Consider the following 14,954-nt stretch of genomic DNA (forward strand, 5'->3'; position numbering starts at 1 on the left):
GCGCCCCGAGCGGTAAAACGCGCCCCGAAGCGCTGTCGCGCCGCCGCCGGTTGCGTTCGTCGCCGCCGCGACCTACTCTGTTGAACGCGCTGTTTAAGCGCATAAACGATTCGAAGACGAAGCACGGGCCCCACCGGGGCGCGCACGTTCGAGGAGGAACATGATGAAACACCCACGACTGAGCGCGGTCGCCCTCATCGCCGCCGCAGCCCTCGCCCTCACCGGGTGCGGTCGCAGCGCCGACGAAGCCGCCGGCCCCGCCGAAGCATCCACCATCGGTGATGCCGAAGCCACCGGCACGATCACGATGTGGGCCATGGGTGCCGAGGGCGAGGCCCTGCCCGGCTTCGTCTCCGAGTTCGAAGAGGCGAACCCCGGCGTCGACGTCGAGGTCACCGCCATTCCCTGGGACGCCGCCTACAGCAAGTTCCAGACGGCGATCGCCGGCGGCAACACCCCCGACATCGCGATGGTCGGGTCGACGTGGATGGCCGACTTCGAGAGCGCGTTCCAGACGGTTCCGACCGATCTCGACACCGACGGCGTCTTCCCGGGAGCGGTCGACTCGACGATGATCGGCGACCGGGCCACCGGCATGCCCTGGTACGTCGACACCCGCGTGCTCTACTACCGCACCGACATCGCCGCCCAGGCCGGCTGGACCACGGCCCCCACGTCGTGGGACGAGCTGAAGCAGATGGCCTCCGACATGCAGGCCAAGGGCGGCGCCGAGTACGGCCTCCGCTTCCCCGCCGGCAACGACTCGTTCCAGGGAACCCTCTGGATGCCGTGGTCCAACGGCGTCGAGCTCGAGAACGGCTCGGAGTGGACGCTCGACAGCCCCGAGGCCGTCGAGGCGTACGAGTACTACCAGAGCTACTTCACCGACGGTGTCTCGAACCCGGCCGCAGACCGTTCGGCGGGTGCGCAGGAAGCCGACTTCATCTCCGGCGCGACCCCGATGCTCATCGACGGCCCCTTCCTGATCGGTCAGCTCGAGCAGCTGGGCGGCGAGGGCTTCTCCGAGAAGTTCAGCACCGCGGTCCTTCCCACCCGGGAGTCTTCGACGTCGTTCAGTGGCGGTGCGAACCTCGCCGTGTTCGACAACTCCGACAACGCCGCGAGTGCCTGGAAGCTCGCGCAGTGGCTGTCGCAGCCCGAGACGCAGGTCAAGTGGTACGAGGCGACCGGCGATCTCCCGGCGGTGCAGGCAGCCTGGGACGACGACGCCCTCGGTGGGTCGGCGACCCTCGCGGCTTTCGGCACGCAGCTGGAGACGGCGAAGTCGGTTCCGGTGACCACCACGTGGGTGCAGGTCGCAGCGGCCGGTGACGCGATGCTCGAGAAGATCCGCCTGGGCCAGCTGAGCCCGGCCGACGGTCTCGCCGAGCTCCAGGCCACCGCCGACTCCCTCGGACTGGACTGACGTCATGACGCAGGCACTCGCGGGTGCGACCGGGCTCCGGTCGGGTCGCACCCCGGTGCGCGGCGGCGTGAGCCGTCGGCGCCGTCAGGGATGGATCGCGTGGGGCTTCGCCCTGCCCTTCGTCATCGTCTTCGCGCTGTTCATGGTCGTGCCGATCGTCGGATCGTTCGCGATGTCGTTCACCGACTTCCGCGCCGCCGACATCCGTTCGCCCTTCTCCGTGAACTTCGTCGGGCTCGAGCAGTACGCGGCCGTGCTCGGCGACCCGGTGTTCCTGACCTCCCTCACCGTCACCGGCACCTTCGTGATCGTCGGCATCCCCGTCACGATGGCGCTGGCGCTCGCCCTCGCACTCGCGCTGAATTCCGGCCGAGGCCGGGTCGTCTCGGTGCTGCGCGTCGGTTTCTACGCCCCCGTCGTGACGAGCATCGTCGCCGTCTCGGTGGTCTGGCGCTACATCCTTCAGCCCGAGGGCCTGCTCAACGCCGCCCTCGCGGTGGTCGGCATCCAGGGTCCCGACTGGCTCAACGACACCACGTGGGCACTCCCGTCGCTGATCGCGATGGCAGTGTGGCGCAACGTCGGAACCCTCATGGTGATCTTCCTCGCCGGCCTCCAGGCGATCCCCGTCGACGTGAAGGAGGCCGCCCTGATGGACGGCGCCTCCGCATGGCGGCGTCTGACCTCCATCACCCTGCCGCTGCTGCGTCCGACGCTGCTGCTGGGCGCGGTGCTCATCTCCGTCGGGTTCCTGCAGTTCTTCGAAGAAGCGTTCGTGATGACGCAGGGCGGCCCGCTCAACTCCACCCTCTCGGTGGCCTACTACACGTTCAAGCAGTTCGGCTTCGGAGAATACGGCGCCGCGTCCGCGGCCAGCTACATCCTGTTCCTGGCCATCGCGCTGCTGAGCCTCGTGCAGTTCCGCCTGCTGCGCTCGAAGGACTGACGAGGAGATCGACATGGCTCTCACCACTGCGGCGGCGCCCGCCGCACTCACGCCCGAAGAACGCGCTCGTCCGCCCCGCCGTCCCCAGCGGCGCGGGATGTCGGGTCGCGTGCTCACCTACACCGTGCTCGTCGTCGGCCTGCTGGTCTGGTTGGTGCCGTTCGCCTGGATGCTGCTGGGGTCGGTCAAGACGCAACGCGAGATCCTGCAGCGCCCGCCCACATGGTGGCCGCAGGAGTTCACCTGGGACAACTTCACCGCCTGGTTCGGCGAGCTCAACTTCGGACAGTTCTTCGGCAACAGCGTGCTGGTGGCGCTGTTCACCGTGCTCGGCAACCTGGTGTTCTGCTCGATGGTCGGCTACGCGCTGGCCAAGATGGACTTCCCCGGGAAGAGGGCGCTGTTCCTCGTCGTCATGCTGACTCTCATGGTGCCGGGTGTCGTCACTTTCGTGCCGCTGTTCGTCATGGTGTCCTCGCTCGGACTGGTCAACAGCTACGCCGCGCTCATCCTGCCGTTCGTCACCACCCCGCTGGGCGTCTTCCTCATGAGGCAGTTCATGCTCGGAATCCCCGACTCTCTCCTCGAGGCCGCGCGCATCGACGGGGCGGGGGAGTTGCGCGTGTTCGCCCGCATCGTGATGCCGCTGTGCGGGCCGCCGCTGGCGACCCTCGGCATCCTCACGTTCCTGGCGTCGTGGAACAACTTCCTGTGGCCGCTGGTCGCCGCGCAGAGCGAGGGCATGTACACCCTGCCCGTTGCGCTGTCGCTGTACTCGACCGGGCAGAACGCGACCGATTACGGGCTTCTCCTGGCCGGCTCCGTGCTGGTGATCGCCCCGATCATCGTGCTGTTCGTGTTCCTCCAGCGCTACTTCATCCAGGGCATCGCCTCGACGGGCCTGAAATGACCACTCCCGATCCGGTCGGAAAGGACCCGATGACTCCCGCCTCCTTCCTCCACGCCCCCGACGGCACGCGCTTCCGCGATCTCAACGGCAACGGCGTGATGGACCCGTACGAAGACCCCCGCCTGAGCGCCGAGGAGCGCACCTCCGACCTCCTCGGGCGACTCAGTCTCGCGGAGAAGTGCGGTCTGCTCTTCCAGACCGTCATCGAGGTCGGTGACGAGGGCGAGCTGCTCGAGACACCGGGTCGTATCTCGAAGTCGGCGACCACCGAGGTCGTCGTCGGCAAGAACATGACCCACTTCAACGTGCACGCCATCCGCACCGCGCGGCAGGCGGCCGAGTGGAACAACCGGTTGCAGGCGCTCGCCGAGACGACCCCGCACGGCGTCCCCGTGACGATCAGCACCGATCCGCGGCACGCGTTCGTCGAGAACACCGGCGTCGCCTTCTCGGCGGGCCCGTTCTCGCAGTGGCCCGAAGGGCTGGGGCTGGCCGCTCTCGACGACGTCGAGACCGTTCGCGAGTTCGCCGAGATCGCCCGCCGTGAGTACCGGGCCGTCGGCATCCGCGCGGCTCTCCACCCGCAGATCGACCTGGCCACCGAGCCGCGCTGGGGTCGGCAGGCGCAGACGTTCGGACAGGATGCTGCGCGGGTGTCGGAATTCACCGCGGCCTACCTCGCCGGCTTCCAGGGTGACCGCCTCGGCCCCGACAGTGTGGCGTGCACCACCAAGCACTTCCCCGGCGGCGGGCCCCAGCTGGACGGCGAGGACGCGCACTTCCCGTACGGCCGCGAGCAGGTCTACCCCGGCGGCATGTTCGACTACCACCTCGAGCCGTTCCGCGAGGCGATCCGCCGCGGCACCGCGGCGATGATGCCCTACTACGGCATGCCCGTGGGGCTCGAGCGCGGCGGCGTCGCGATCGAGGAGGTCGGCTTCGGGTACAACCGCCAGATCATCACCGGTCTCCTGCGCGAAGAGCTGGGCTACGACGGTGTCGTGGTCACCGACTGGGAGCTCGTCAACGACAACCACGTCGGCGACCAGGTGCTGCCGGCGCGTGCGTGGGGGGTCGAGCAGTTGTCGGCGCCCGAGCGCATGGAGAAGATCCTCGACGCCGGAGCCGACCAGTTCGGCGGCGAGGAGTGCGTCGAGATGCTCGTCGACCTCGTGCGCGCGGGGCGCGTCACCGAGGCCCGCGTCGATGCGTCGGCGCGCCGCATCCTGCTGGTGAAGTTCCAGCTCGGGCTCTTCGACGACCCGTACGTCGACGTCGACGAGGCCGAGCGCATCGTCGGCAACCCCGAGTTCCGCGCGCGCGGCGAGGAGGCACAGTCGCGATCGCTGACGATCCTCGTCAACGATGCGCGCGAAGGCGAGCCGGTCCTGCCGCTTCGGCCGGTCTCGACCGTGTACGTCGAGGGGTTCCGCGACGACGACGTGGCCGAGCTCGGCCGTGTCGTCGCCGATCCGGCCGACGCCGATGTGGCGCTCGTGCGGATCGCCGCGCCCTCCGAGCCTCGCGACGACCTCTTCCTCGAGGCGTGGTTCCACCAGGGGTCGCTCGACTTCGCGCCCGGGCTCGTCTACCGGCTGCGGCGAATCGCGGCCGCGTGCCCGCTCGTGCTCGTCGTCACCCTCGACCGCCCGGCGATCCTCACGCCGTTCGTGGGCCACGCGGCCGCGCTCGTCGCCGACTACGGCAGCTCGTCGGCCGCGGTGATCGACGCGCTGACGGGCCGTGTGCCACCGCGCGGACGGCTGCCGATCGAGATCCCCCGATCGATGGATGCCGTGCGCCACTCCCGCGAGGATGTACCGTCGGACACCGGTGACCCTGTCTTCCCCGTCCACTTCGGGCTGGATCTGACGGTGTCGCGCGTCGTCGACCTGAAGGAGAACGCCCGCTGATGAGCGATGGGGAGGCGAGCCGCCGGCCGACGGTGTACGACGTGGCCGAGGCGGCTCAGGTCTCCATCGCCTCGGTCTCGTTCGCCTTCCGTCGCCCCGACAAGCTCAGCGACGGAACACGCCAGCGCGTTCTGGATGCCGCCCGCAGGTTGGGCTACGCCCCGAGTGCGGCGGCGCGCGGCCTCGCGCGCGGCCGCACCGGGACGCTCGGCCTCCACGCGTTCGACCTGTTGCTGGAGCGCGCCGACCCGCTCTCCGAGACGAGACCGCTGGTGGGGCTGCAGAGTCCTCGCCTCGACACCGACCGCGTGATCGAGTGGGGCGAGACCGACGACGACGTGCTCGCCGACCCTCGGGCCTTCCCGCTCTACGTCGACGAGGTGCAGCGCGGTTTCGAGCTCGAATGCTGGTCGCTCGGGCGCCCGGTGATGCTCAGCAGCGGCTCGAGCAGCGACGTCTCGGTCGCCGACACCGCCGGGCGCGTCGACGGCCTGGCGATCTTCCCCTCGCCCCAGACGGCGCCCACCCTCGCCCGGTACGCCCCGACGATCCCGATCGTTCTCTTCAGCGTCGCCCCCGCCGACGATCCGCACCACCGGGTGCGCGTCGACAACGCCCGGGGGATGAGCGACATCGTCGACCACCTCGTCGACGTGCACGGTGTCGACGACGTGGCGTTCGTGGGGCGCCCCGAGGCCTCCGACACCGTCGAGCGCTTCGCGGGCCTCATCGCGGCCGCGCAGGCCCGCGGCATCCGTCCCCGTCTCGACCCGGTCGACGCGACGGTGCGCGGCGACGACGAGCTCGTGCCGCACCTGCGCGCGCTGATCGAGCGGGGCCGGATGCCGCGCGCCCTGGTGTGCGCGACCGACCAGCACGCCTTCGCCACGATGGACGCACTCGCCGCGGAGGGCCTGCGCGTGCCCGACGACGTCATCGTGACCGGCTTCGACGGCACGCTCGCCGCCCGTCTCGCCGACCCGCCGTTGACGACCGTGCGTCAACCCATGGAAGCCATGGGTCGCGCCGCCGCACGCATCTTGGCGGGAACGGCCGGCGCCGCCCCCGCCGACGGTCGCCCGTTCGATGTCGTCTTCGCCCCGCGTCTCGTCGTGCGCGGGTCGTGCGGCTGCCCGTAGCCCCCCGCTGAAAGTCCACGACACCCGGAACGCGCGAGGGTGTCGTCCGGGTGTTGTGGACTCTCGACGGGTACCGGCGTCAGCGCTGCGCGACCTGCAGCGCCGCCCACAGCTCGGCGCGGGCCGGGAACGCGGTGAGGTCGACGCCGAGGGTGCGCTCGACCAGCCCGATGCGCGCGCGCACCGTGTGGCGGTGCACCCCCAGGGCGGTCGCGGTCGCATCCAGTCTCGCGTCGTTCTCGAGCCACGCGCGGGCGGTGGCGACCAGCTCCGTGCCGTGCGCGCGGTCGTGGTCGACGAGGGGTGCGAGAGCGGATGCGGCGACCAGGCGGGCGACGTCGGTATCGAGGGCGCCGAGGATGCCGGATGCGGCGACATCGCCGAACGTCGACACACCGGCCCCGCCGCGCCGCAGCGCCGACCAGGCCTCGTCGTGCCCCTGCGCGAAGCCCGCGTACGACACGGCGCTGGACAGACCGACGCGTGCGCCGAAGCGGTCGGCGAGCCCGTCGGCGAGGCTTTCGGCCGACTCGGCCATCGCGAAGACGAGCCCGTGCGGACCGCGGCCGAACAGCACCGTTCCCGGCGCTTCGGCCGCGCGTCCTTCGAGCCACTCGGCGGCGGCGTCGGCGGCCGCCGACGCGGCGTCGGCGATCCCGACGACGACGGGGGTCGAGGGCAGCCCGCCCCACAGCTCCCGACCGAAGCGCCGCGCGAGCACGACATCGCCGGCGAGCAGCGCGTGGACCACCCCTCCGCGCAGCAGAGCCCGCGCTCGGGCGACCCCGTCGTTCTGCTCGAGCGCGAGACCCGCGAGGGCGATGACGGAGGTCACGACGGCGCGCCCCTCGGCATCGAGCGCTCCGCCGGCGATCGCGATGACGCCGCGGAGGTGCCCGCCGCGGCCGAGGGTCTGCAGCGAGAAGGGTGTGCCACCGATCTGCAGCGACGAGCCCGCGCGTGCTCCGCGGCGCAGCACCGCCCCGACCTCCGACTCGAGTGCGCGGCGCGTCTCGGCGTCGAGGGCGTCGGCCGGGTGCTCGCGGCGCAGCGACCCCGACGGGTCGAAGAGCCCGACCCAGGCGTCGAGCTGGCGGGCGAGCTCCGCCAGCGTCGCCGAGAGGCCGTCGGGGCGGAGGGCGGCCAACGACACCGCGCGCTGCGCCGCGAGCGCCCAGCTGCGGCGGGCGAAGTCGCCGGCGGCGATGGTCTCGGCGTTCGCGCGCGCCACGGCGATGAACGGCGTGCGGTAGGGCACCTCGAACAGCGGCATCCCCTCACGGCGACAGGCGGCGGTGAGGAGCGGGGGGATGCCGTCGCGCACGACCTCGGTGCCGAAACCGAGCGCGGCCACGCCCCGATCGCGCAGGCGCCGGACGTACCCGTCGTACAGGGCCGCGTCATCGGGGGCGGCGACGAACTGGGTGCCCGTGGTCAGCAGCACGAGCCCCTCCGAGAGGAACGGCGTCGGATCGAGCAGGTCGGTGCTGTGCACCCACTGCACGGGGCGGTCGAGGGCGTCGGGCCCGAGATCGTCCGCTGCCGTCGCGAGGGTCAGCCGCAGGTCGGTCCGCGCCAGCAGGGCGCGCAGCGTCGGCCGGTCGATCGCTCGGTCCACGGGGTCCTCCTCGACGGTCTGTTCTACAAGCGCCTGTTGCACCGTGCCGTTTCGACAGCGCGTACACAACGACGCTGACGAATGTACACGGAGGCGATTCAGCGGTGCGCGGCCCGGTCCGTAGCATCCGACCATGAGCCTCACCGATCACGCCCCCCTCGTCGGCGGCCCGTCGCTTCCGCAGGAGCGCCGGCTCGTCACCCCCATCCCCGGACCCGCCTCGCAAGAGCTGCTGGCTCGCAAGGCCGCGGCCGTGGCATCCGGGGTCGGCCACACGGTGCCGATCCATGCCGTGGCAGCCGGCGGCGGCGTGGTGGTCGACGCCGACGGCAACTCGCTCATCGATCTGGGGTCGGGCATCGCGGTCACCACGGTCGGCAACGCGCACCCCGCGGTCGTCGCGGCCGTGCAGGCGCAGGTCGCGCAGTTCACCCACACCTGCTTCATGATCTCGCCCTACGAGTCGTACGTGGCCGTCGCCGAGGCGCTGAACCGCCTCACCCCCGGCGACCACGAGAAGAAGAGCGCCCTGTTCAACTCCGGTGCGGAGGCCGTCGAGAACGCGGTGAAGATCGCCCGCAAGGCCACCGGGCGACAGGCTGTCGTCGCCTTCGATCACGCCTACCACGGGCGCACGAACCTCACGATGGCGCTGACGGCGAAGAGCATGCCCTACAAGAGCGGCTTCGGCCCCTTCGCCTCCGAGGTGTACCGCGCCCCGATGTCGTACCCGTTCCGCGACGGACTGAGCGGGGCGGATGCGGCGGCCAAGGCCATCTCGCTCATCGAGAAGCAGATCGGCGCCGACAACCTCGCTGCCGTCCTCATCGAGCCGATCCAGGGCGAGGGGGGCTTCATCGTGCCCGCTGACGGGTTCCTCCCGGCCATCGTCGACTGGTGCCGCGCGAACGGCGTCGTCTTCATCGCCGACGAGGTGCAGTCCGGCTTCGCCCGCACCGGCGCGATGTTCGCCAGCGACCTGTTCGGCATCGTGCCCGACCTGGTCACCACCGCGAAGGGCATCGCCGGCGGTCTGCCGCTGGCCGCGGTGACGGGGCGCGCCGAGCTGATGGACGCCGCCCACGCCGGGGGCCTCGGCGGCACCTACGGCGGCAACCCGATCGCCTGCGCCGCCGCGCTCGCCGCCATCCAGGCGTTCGAGGACGAAGACCTCTCGGCCCGGGCGCGCGAGGTGGGCGAGGTGCTCGTCGGGCGTCTGCGCAGCATCCAGTCGTCCGATCCCCGTGTCGGCGACGTGCGCGGGCGCGGGGCCATGATCGCCGCGGAGTTCGTCGATCCGACCACAGGCCAGCCCGACGCGGCGCTCGCCGGGGCGGTGGCGAAGGCGTGCATCGCCGAGGGCGTGATCGTGCTCACCTGCGGCACGTACGGCAACGTGATCCGCTTCCTCCCGCCCCTGTCGATCCCCGACCACCTGCTCGACGAGGGCCTCGACGTCGTCGCGGCAGCCCTCGCCGCCGCATAGCAGGACCAATGTCCCGCTGCCCGTAAGGAATGCGGCGAATCCTTGCAGGAATCGGGACATGCCCGGGGCAGCGCCCCGACCGACACCGTTCAGCGAAGAAAGGCACAGCCCATGACCGAGATCACCAGAGACGTCGTCATCGTCGGCGCGGGGGCCGCGGGCCTCACCGCCGCGAACGAGCTGCGCAAGGCCGGGCTGTCGGTCGCCGTGCTCGAGGCGCGCGACCGCGTCGGCGGGCGGCTGTGGACCGACGTCATCGACGGCGCGATGCTCGAGCTCGGCGGGCAGTGGGTCTCGCCCGATCAGGACGCCCTCATCGAGACCGTCGCCGACCTCGGGCTCGAGACCTTCAGCCGGTACCGCGAGGGGGAGAGCGTCTACGTCGGCCCCGACGGTGTGGCGCACCGCTTCACCGGAGAGATGTTCCCGGTCAGCGCCGACACCGAGCGCACCATCGCCGAGATCACCGAGCGCCTCGACGCGATGGTCGCCCAGATCGACCCGGATCGGCCGTGGGCGCACGAGAAGGCGGCGGAGTGGGACGCCGTGTCGTGGGACGCGTGGCTGCGCGCGCAGACCGACGACGACGAGGCGGTGCGCAACCTCGCGTTCGCGACCGGATCGGCCATGCTGACCAAGCCGACGCACTCCTTCTCGCTGCTGGCGTCGCTGCTCATGGCGGCCTCTGCCGGGTCGTACTCCCACCTCGTCGACGCCGACTTCATCCTCGACAAGCGGGTCGTCGGCGGGCTCCAGCAGGTGCCGCTCCTCCTCGCGGAGCGCCTGGGCGACGACGTCTTCCTCGGGCAGCCGGTTCGCTCCCTCGAGTGGGACGCTTCGACGAGCTCAGCGACCGGGGGAGGCGTCATCGCCATCGCCGACGGTATGACCGTGCGGGCCCGCCACGCGATCCTCGCGCTCGCGCCGGTGCTCTACCCGCGCATCTCGTTCGTGCCGCCGCTTCCGCGGCTGCAGCACCAGATGCACCAGCACATCTCGATGGGGTTCGTCATCAAGGTGCACGCGGTGTACGAGACCCCGTTCTGGCGCGACAAGGGCCTGTCGGGCACCGCGTTCAGCCCCTACGAGCTCTCGCACGAGGCCTACGACAACAGCAACCACGGCGACGAGCGCGGCACGCTCGTCGGCTTCGTCTCGGATCGCACCGCCGATGACCTGTTCCGCCTGTCGGCCGAGGAGCGCAAGGAGCGCATCCTCGAATCCCTCTCGCACTACTACGGCGAAGAGGCCAAGAACCCGGTCGTCTACTACGAGAGCGACTGGGGCACCGAGGAGTGGACCCGCGGGGCCTACGCCGCGAGCTTCGACATCGGCGGACTCGCCCGCTACGGCCGATACCTGCGCGAGCCGGTCGGTCCGATCCATTTCGCGTGCAGCGACATCGCCGGTCCCGGTTACCAGCACGTCGACGGGGCGATTCGCATGGGGCGGCACGCCGCATCCGAGATCCTGACCTCGCGCTCCGACGCCGCCGAGAGCGAGGCGGGCGCATGAGCGCGCCGATCGTCGTCGGCTACACCGCCACCGACGCCGGGGACGACGCCCTCGCCCTCGGTGCCCGCCTCGCCCGTGCCTCGGGTGCGCCCCTCGAGGTCGTGCTCGTCCTGCCCGACGAGTCGCGGAACGCCATCGTGCCGCCCGACGCCGGGTACGTCCGGCACCTCCGCGAGCAGGCGGAGACGTGGTTGGCGGGGGCGGTCGAGAAGATCGCGGATGCCGCGCGCCACCGCACGCACCTGAGGTACGCCGAGTCGTTCGCCGAGGGCCTCATCACCGCAGCCGACGAGCTCGGTGCCCGGTGCATCGTCGTGGGGGCGGCCAACGGGGGGATCCGGGGCCGACACCGGCTCGGAAGCGTCGCGAGCGAGCTGTTGCACTCCTCCGACGTGCCGGTGGCGCTGGCCCCGGAGGGGTCGCGGCTGCTCGATCCGGCGACCGCGCTCACCCGCGTCACCACGTTCGTCGGCACCCGGCCGGGCGCCGACGTGCTGCTGGAGGAGAGCGTCTCGCTCGCGACGGCGGCATCCGTCCCGCTGAGGCTCATCTCGATCGAGACGATCGACCTGCCCGCCGGCCTCGATACCGCCGCCATCCGCGTCGCCGGCTCCGAGCATGCCGAAGGCGTGCTGGGCCGGGCGCGAGAAGCACTGCCCGAGGGGCTGGCCGCCGACGCCGTCGTCGCCCGCGGAGAGAGCATCGAAGACGCCGTCGGCGCGGCGGCCTGGGACCCGGGCGAGATCGCCGTCGTGGGTTCGTCGCGCCTCGCGCAGCCGCGACGGCTGTTCCTCGGATCCACCGCGGCGAAGATGCTGCACGAACTCCCCGTGCCGCTCCTGGTCGTGCCCCGTACCCGCGCCACCGAAGGAGATCGACGATGACCGCTCCAGAAGGCACCCCGCTCGCCCCCACCGCCGGCGCCGAGGCCGGCGGCCTCTCCGGCAAGGGGCTCTCGGCCGGGACGGTGGGCCTCATCGGCGCCATCGTGATCGGCATCTCGTGCATCGCGCCGGCCTACACGCTGACCGCAGCGCTCGGCCCCACGGCCTCGGAGGTCGGCGTGCAGGTGCCCGCGATCATCCTCGTGGGCTTCATCCCGATGCTGCTCGTCGCCTTCGGCTACCGCGAGCTGAACAACCGCATGCCCGACTCGGGCACGTCGTTCACCTGGGCCTCGCGCGCCTTCGGGCCGTGGATCGGCTGGATGGCGGGGTGGGGCCTGATCGCGGCGACGGTGATCGTCCTGTCGAATCTCGCCGGCATCGCGGTCGACTTCCTCTTCCTCCTCATCGCGCAGATCACGAACAACCCGGGCATCGCCGAGATCGCGGCCGACCCGCTCGTCAACGTCATCGTCTGTCTGCTGTTCGTGCTGGGCGCGACCTATGTCTCCTACCGGGACATGCAGACGACGCAGAAGCTGCAGTACGTTCTCGTCGGCTTCCAGGTGCTCGTGCTCGTCGTCTTCGCCATCGCCGCGATCGTGCACGTCGCCTCGGGCAACGCGTTCGACGCCACGCCCGTCGACTGGAGTTGGTTCAACCCGTTCGCGGTGTCGTCGTTCAGCGCGTTCGCCGCCGGGCTCTCGCTGTCGATCTTCATCTTCTGGGGGTGGGACGTCACCCTCACGATGAACGAGGAGACGAAGGATCCCGACAAGACGCCGGGGCGCGCGGCGACCATCACGGTCATCACGATCGTGGTGCTCTACCTGCTCCTGTCGATCTCGCTCATCATGTTCGCGGGTGTCGGCACGGGCGAGCTCGGACTCGGCAACTCCGACATCAGCGACAACGTGTTCTTCCACCTCTCGGGACCGATCATGGGGCCGCTGGCGTTCCTCGTCTCGCTCGCGGTGCTGACGAGCTCGGCGGCGTCGCTCCAGTCGACGTTCGTCTCGCCGGCCCGCACGCTCCTCGCGATGGGGCACTACGGAGCGCTTCCGCCGCAGTTCGCCACGGTCAGCCCGCGGTTCTTCACGCCGGGGTACGCCACGATCGCGGCGGCCATCGTCGCATCCGTCTTCTATGCGGTCATGCGGTTCGTCTCGGTCAGCGTCTTGACCGACACGATCCTGACCCTCGGCATGATGATCTGCTTCTACTACGGCCTGACCGCGTTCGCGTGCGTCTGGTACTTCCGCAAGCAATGGTTCGACTCGGTGCGAAACGTCTTCTTCACGTTCCTCTTCCCGCTCATCGGCGGGGTGATTCTCGCCGTGCTGTTCGTGACGACCCTCATCGACAGCATGGACCCCGAGTACGGCAGCGGCTCGTCGGTCTTCGGCGTCGGGCTCGTGTTCGTGCTCGGCGTGACCATCATCGTGCTCGGGATCGTCATCATGGTGTGGCAGGCGATCCGTCGCCCCGCCTTCTTCCGGGGCGAGACCCTGTCGCTCGACGCCCCGCCGAGCGCTCGTCGCCGGCGCCAGACCGCAGCCAACCGATCGGAGAAGCCATGACCGACTACGCCGTCGTGAACCCCGCCACCGGCGAGACCCTCGCCACCTACGACACCTTCGACGACGCGGCCGTCGACGACGCGGTGCGGCGGGCGGATGCTGCGGCCCGCACCTGGGCCGCCACCGCACCCGCCGAGCGGGCGGAGCTGCTGCGCCGGGCCGCTCAGCTGCACCGCGATCGCGCCGACGATCTCGCCGCGATCATCGTGCGCGAGATGGGCAAGGTGCACGCGGCCGCGCTCGAGGAGGTCGGCTTCGCCGCCGACATCACCGAGTTCTACGCCGACCAGATGGATCGGATCACCGCCGACCAGCCGATCGACATCCTCGGTGAGGGCACCGCGGTCATCCGGCGGTCTCCGTTGGGGGCGTTGCTGGGCATCATGCCGTGGAACTTCCCGTACTACCAGGTGGCCCGCTTCGCCGCGCCGAACCTGGCGATCGGCAACACGATCCTGCTCAAGCACGCGCCCCAGTGCCCGGAGTCGGCCCTCGCGATCGAGGCGATCTACCGCGACGCGGGCTTCCCCGACGGCGCCTACGTCGACCTGCGCGTCACGAACGAGCAGGCCGCCGACATCATCGCCGATCCCCGCGTGCACGGTGTCTCGGTCACGGGATCGGAGCGCGCCGGAGCCGCCGTCGCCGAGGTCGCCGGGCGCAACCTCAAGAAGGTCGCGCTCGAGCTCGGCGGATCCGACCCCTTCATCCTGCTGTCCACCGACGACCTGGACGCGGCGGTGGAGGCCGCCGTCGGCGCGCGCCTGGACAACACCGGGCAGTCGTGCAACGGCGCGAAGCGCTTCATCGTGGTCGACGACCTGTACGACGCGTTCCTGGAGAAGTTCACCGCCCAGATGAGCGGCGCGAAGGTCGGAGACCCCGACGCCGACGACACGGTGCTCGGTCCGCTGTCGTCGCTGGTGGCCGCCGAACGCCTCGCCGAGCAGGTCGACCGCGCCGTCGCGCAGGGGGCCACGGTGGTGACCGGCGGCACGCGTGACGGGGCGTTCTTCGCACCGACCGTGCTCACCGGGGTCACGCGCGACATGGACGCCTACAGCGAGGAGTTCTTCGGCCCCGTCGGCGCGGTGTACCGCGTCGCCGACGAGGATGCGGCGGTGGAGCTCGCGAACGACACCCCGTTCGGGCTCGGGTCGTACGTCTTCACCACCGACGCCGAGCAGGCCGAGCGCGTGGCCGACCGTCTCGACGCCGGCATGGTCTACGTCAACCTCGTGCTCGCCGATTCGCCCGAGCTGCCCTTCGGCGGCGTGAAGCGCAGCGGCACGTCCCGCGAGCTGGGCCTGCTGGCCGCGGACGAGTTCGTGAACAAGAAGCTCATCCGCATCGGCTGAGCCCCGCAGCATCCTGAGTCGGCACCTCGCGCGACGCGCGGGCTTTCGGTCCGCACGCGGGCATATGCACCCGCATTGCCCGCGTGCGGCCCGATTGCCCGCGTCTCGGGAAGGGCTCGCCGGAGCGACTCGGATGCGGCGACTCGACGATCTGGGCGCCCGGTTCGCCACCGCCGGGG

Annotated in this window: 11 protein-coding genes; 10 read left to right on the forward strand and 1 reads right to left on the reverse strand. The window is 70.9% G+C overall.

Going from position 1 to position 14,954, the window contains the following annotated elements:
• Nucleotides 1–163: 163 nt before the first annotated feature.
• Genes ABTU82_RS10980 through ABTU82_RS11000 form a run of 5 tightly spaced genes read left to right on the forward strand, consistent with a single transcriptional unit; the run spans nt 164 to nt 6,334 of the window.
• The gene (locus tag ABTU82_RS10980) at nt 164–1,426 is read left to right on the forward strand and encodes an extracellular solute-binding protein (RefSeq protein ID WP_407173501.1); all 1,263 of its coding nucleotides are present in this window, start codon (nt 164–166) and stop codon (nt 1,424–1,426) included.
• 4 nt (nt 1,427–1,430) lie between these two features.
• Nucleotides 1,431–2,372: a carbohydrate ABC transporter permease gene (locus ABTU82_RS10985; RefSeq protein WP_116647792.1), complete on the forward strand. Its 942-nt coding sequence runs from the start codon at nt 1,431–1,433 to the stop codon at nt 2,370–2,372.
• 13 nt (nt 2,373–2,385) lie between these two features.
• Complete coding sequence (locus ABTU82_RS10990) at nt 2,386–3,282, forward strand: carbohydrate ABC transporter permease (protein ID WP_116647793.1); 897 nt, start codon at nt 2,386–2,388, stop codon at nt 3,280–3,282.
• A gap of 29 nt (nt 3,283–3,311) precedes the next feature.
• Nucleotides 3,312–5,195, forward strand: a complete 1,884-nt coding sequence (locus tag ABTU82_RS10995; protein ID WP_407173660.1) for a glycoside hydrolase family 3 protein — start codon at nt 3,312–3,314, stop codon at nt 5,193–5,195.
• Entirely contained in the window at nt 5,195–6,334 is a 1,140-nt protein-coding gene (locus tag ABTU82_RS11000; protein ID WP_116647794.1) for a LacI family DNA-binding transcriptional regulator, read from the forward strand. Before ABTU82_RS10995 ends, ABTU82_RS11000 begins: the two co-directional genes overlap by 1 nt.
• A gap of 79 nt (nt 6,335–6,413) precedes the next feature.
• Here ABTU82_RS11000 and ABTU82_RS11005 read toward each other — a convergent pair whose 3' ends face one another.
• Nucleotides 6,414–7,952, reverse strand: a complete 1,539-nt coding sequence (locus ABTU82_RS11005; RefSeq protein WP_407173502.1) for a PucR family transcriptional regulator — start codon at nt 7,950–7,952, stop codon at nt 6,414–6,416.
• A 133-nt stretch (nt 7,953–8,085) separates the two neighbouring features.
• On the opposite strand from ABTU82_RS11005, the gene gabT reads away from it, so the two are divergent.
• The 5 genes from gabT to ABTU82_RS11030 all read left to right on the forward strand — a co-directional run bounded on the left by gabT (nt 8,086) and on the right by ABTU82_RS11030 (nt 14,775).
• Nucleotides 8,086–9,438 (forward strand): 4-aminobutyrate--2-oxoglutarate transaminase, encoded by a 1,353-nt coding sequence (gene gabT / locus ABTU82_RS11010; protein WP_407173503.1) that lies wholly within the window; start codon nt 8,086–8,088, stop codon nt 9,436–9,438.
• Nucleotides 9,439–9,549: 111 nt separating this feature from the next.
• Nucleotides 9,550–10,953, forward strand: a complete 1,404-nt coding sequence (locus ABTU82_RS11015; RefSeq protein WP_407173504.1) for a flavin monoamine oxidase family protein — start codon at nt 9,550–9,552, stop codon at nt 10,951–10,953.
• Nucleotides 10,950–11,837: a universal stress protein gene (locus ABTU82_RS11020; RefSeq protein ID WP_116647798.1), complete on the forward strand. Its 888-nt coding sequence runs from the start codon at nt 10,950–10,952 to the stop codon at nt 11,835–11,837. The genes ABTU82_RS11015 and ABTU82_RS11020 overlap by 4 nt, the downstream gene beginning before the upstream one ends.
• Nucleotides 11,834–13,417, forward strand: coding sequence for an APC family permease (locus tag ABTU82_RS11025; protein WP_407173505.1), 1,584 nt, complete (start codon nt 11,834–11,836; stop codon nt 13,415–13,417). Before ABTU82_RS11020 ends, ABTU82_RS11025 begins: the two co-directional genes overlap by 4 nt.
• Nucleotides 13,414–14,775 carry an NAD-dependent succinate-semialdehyde dehydrogenase gene (locus ABTU82_RS11030; protein ID WP_407173506.1) on the forward strand — a complete coding sequence of 454 codons (1,362 nt, stop codon included), beginning with the start codon at nt 13,414–13,416 and terminating at the stop codon, nt 14,773–14,775. Before ABTU82_RS11025 ends, ABTU82_RS11030 begins: the two co-directional genes overlap by 4 nt.
• Nucleotides 14,776–14,954 lie beyond the last annotated feature (179 nt).

The sequence above is a fragment of the Microbacterium deferens genome, from assembly GCF_045517775.1.
Lineage (GTDB): Bacteria > Actinomycetota > Actinomycetes > Actinomycetales > Microbacteriaceae > Microbacterium.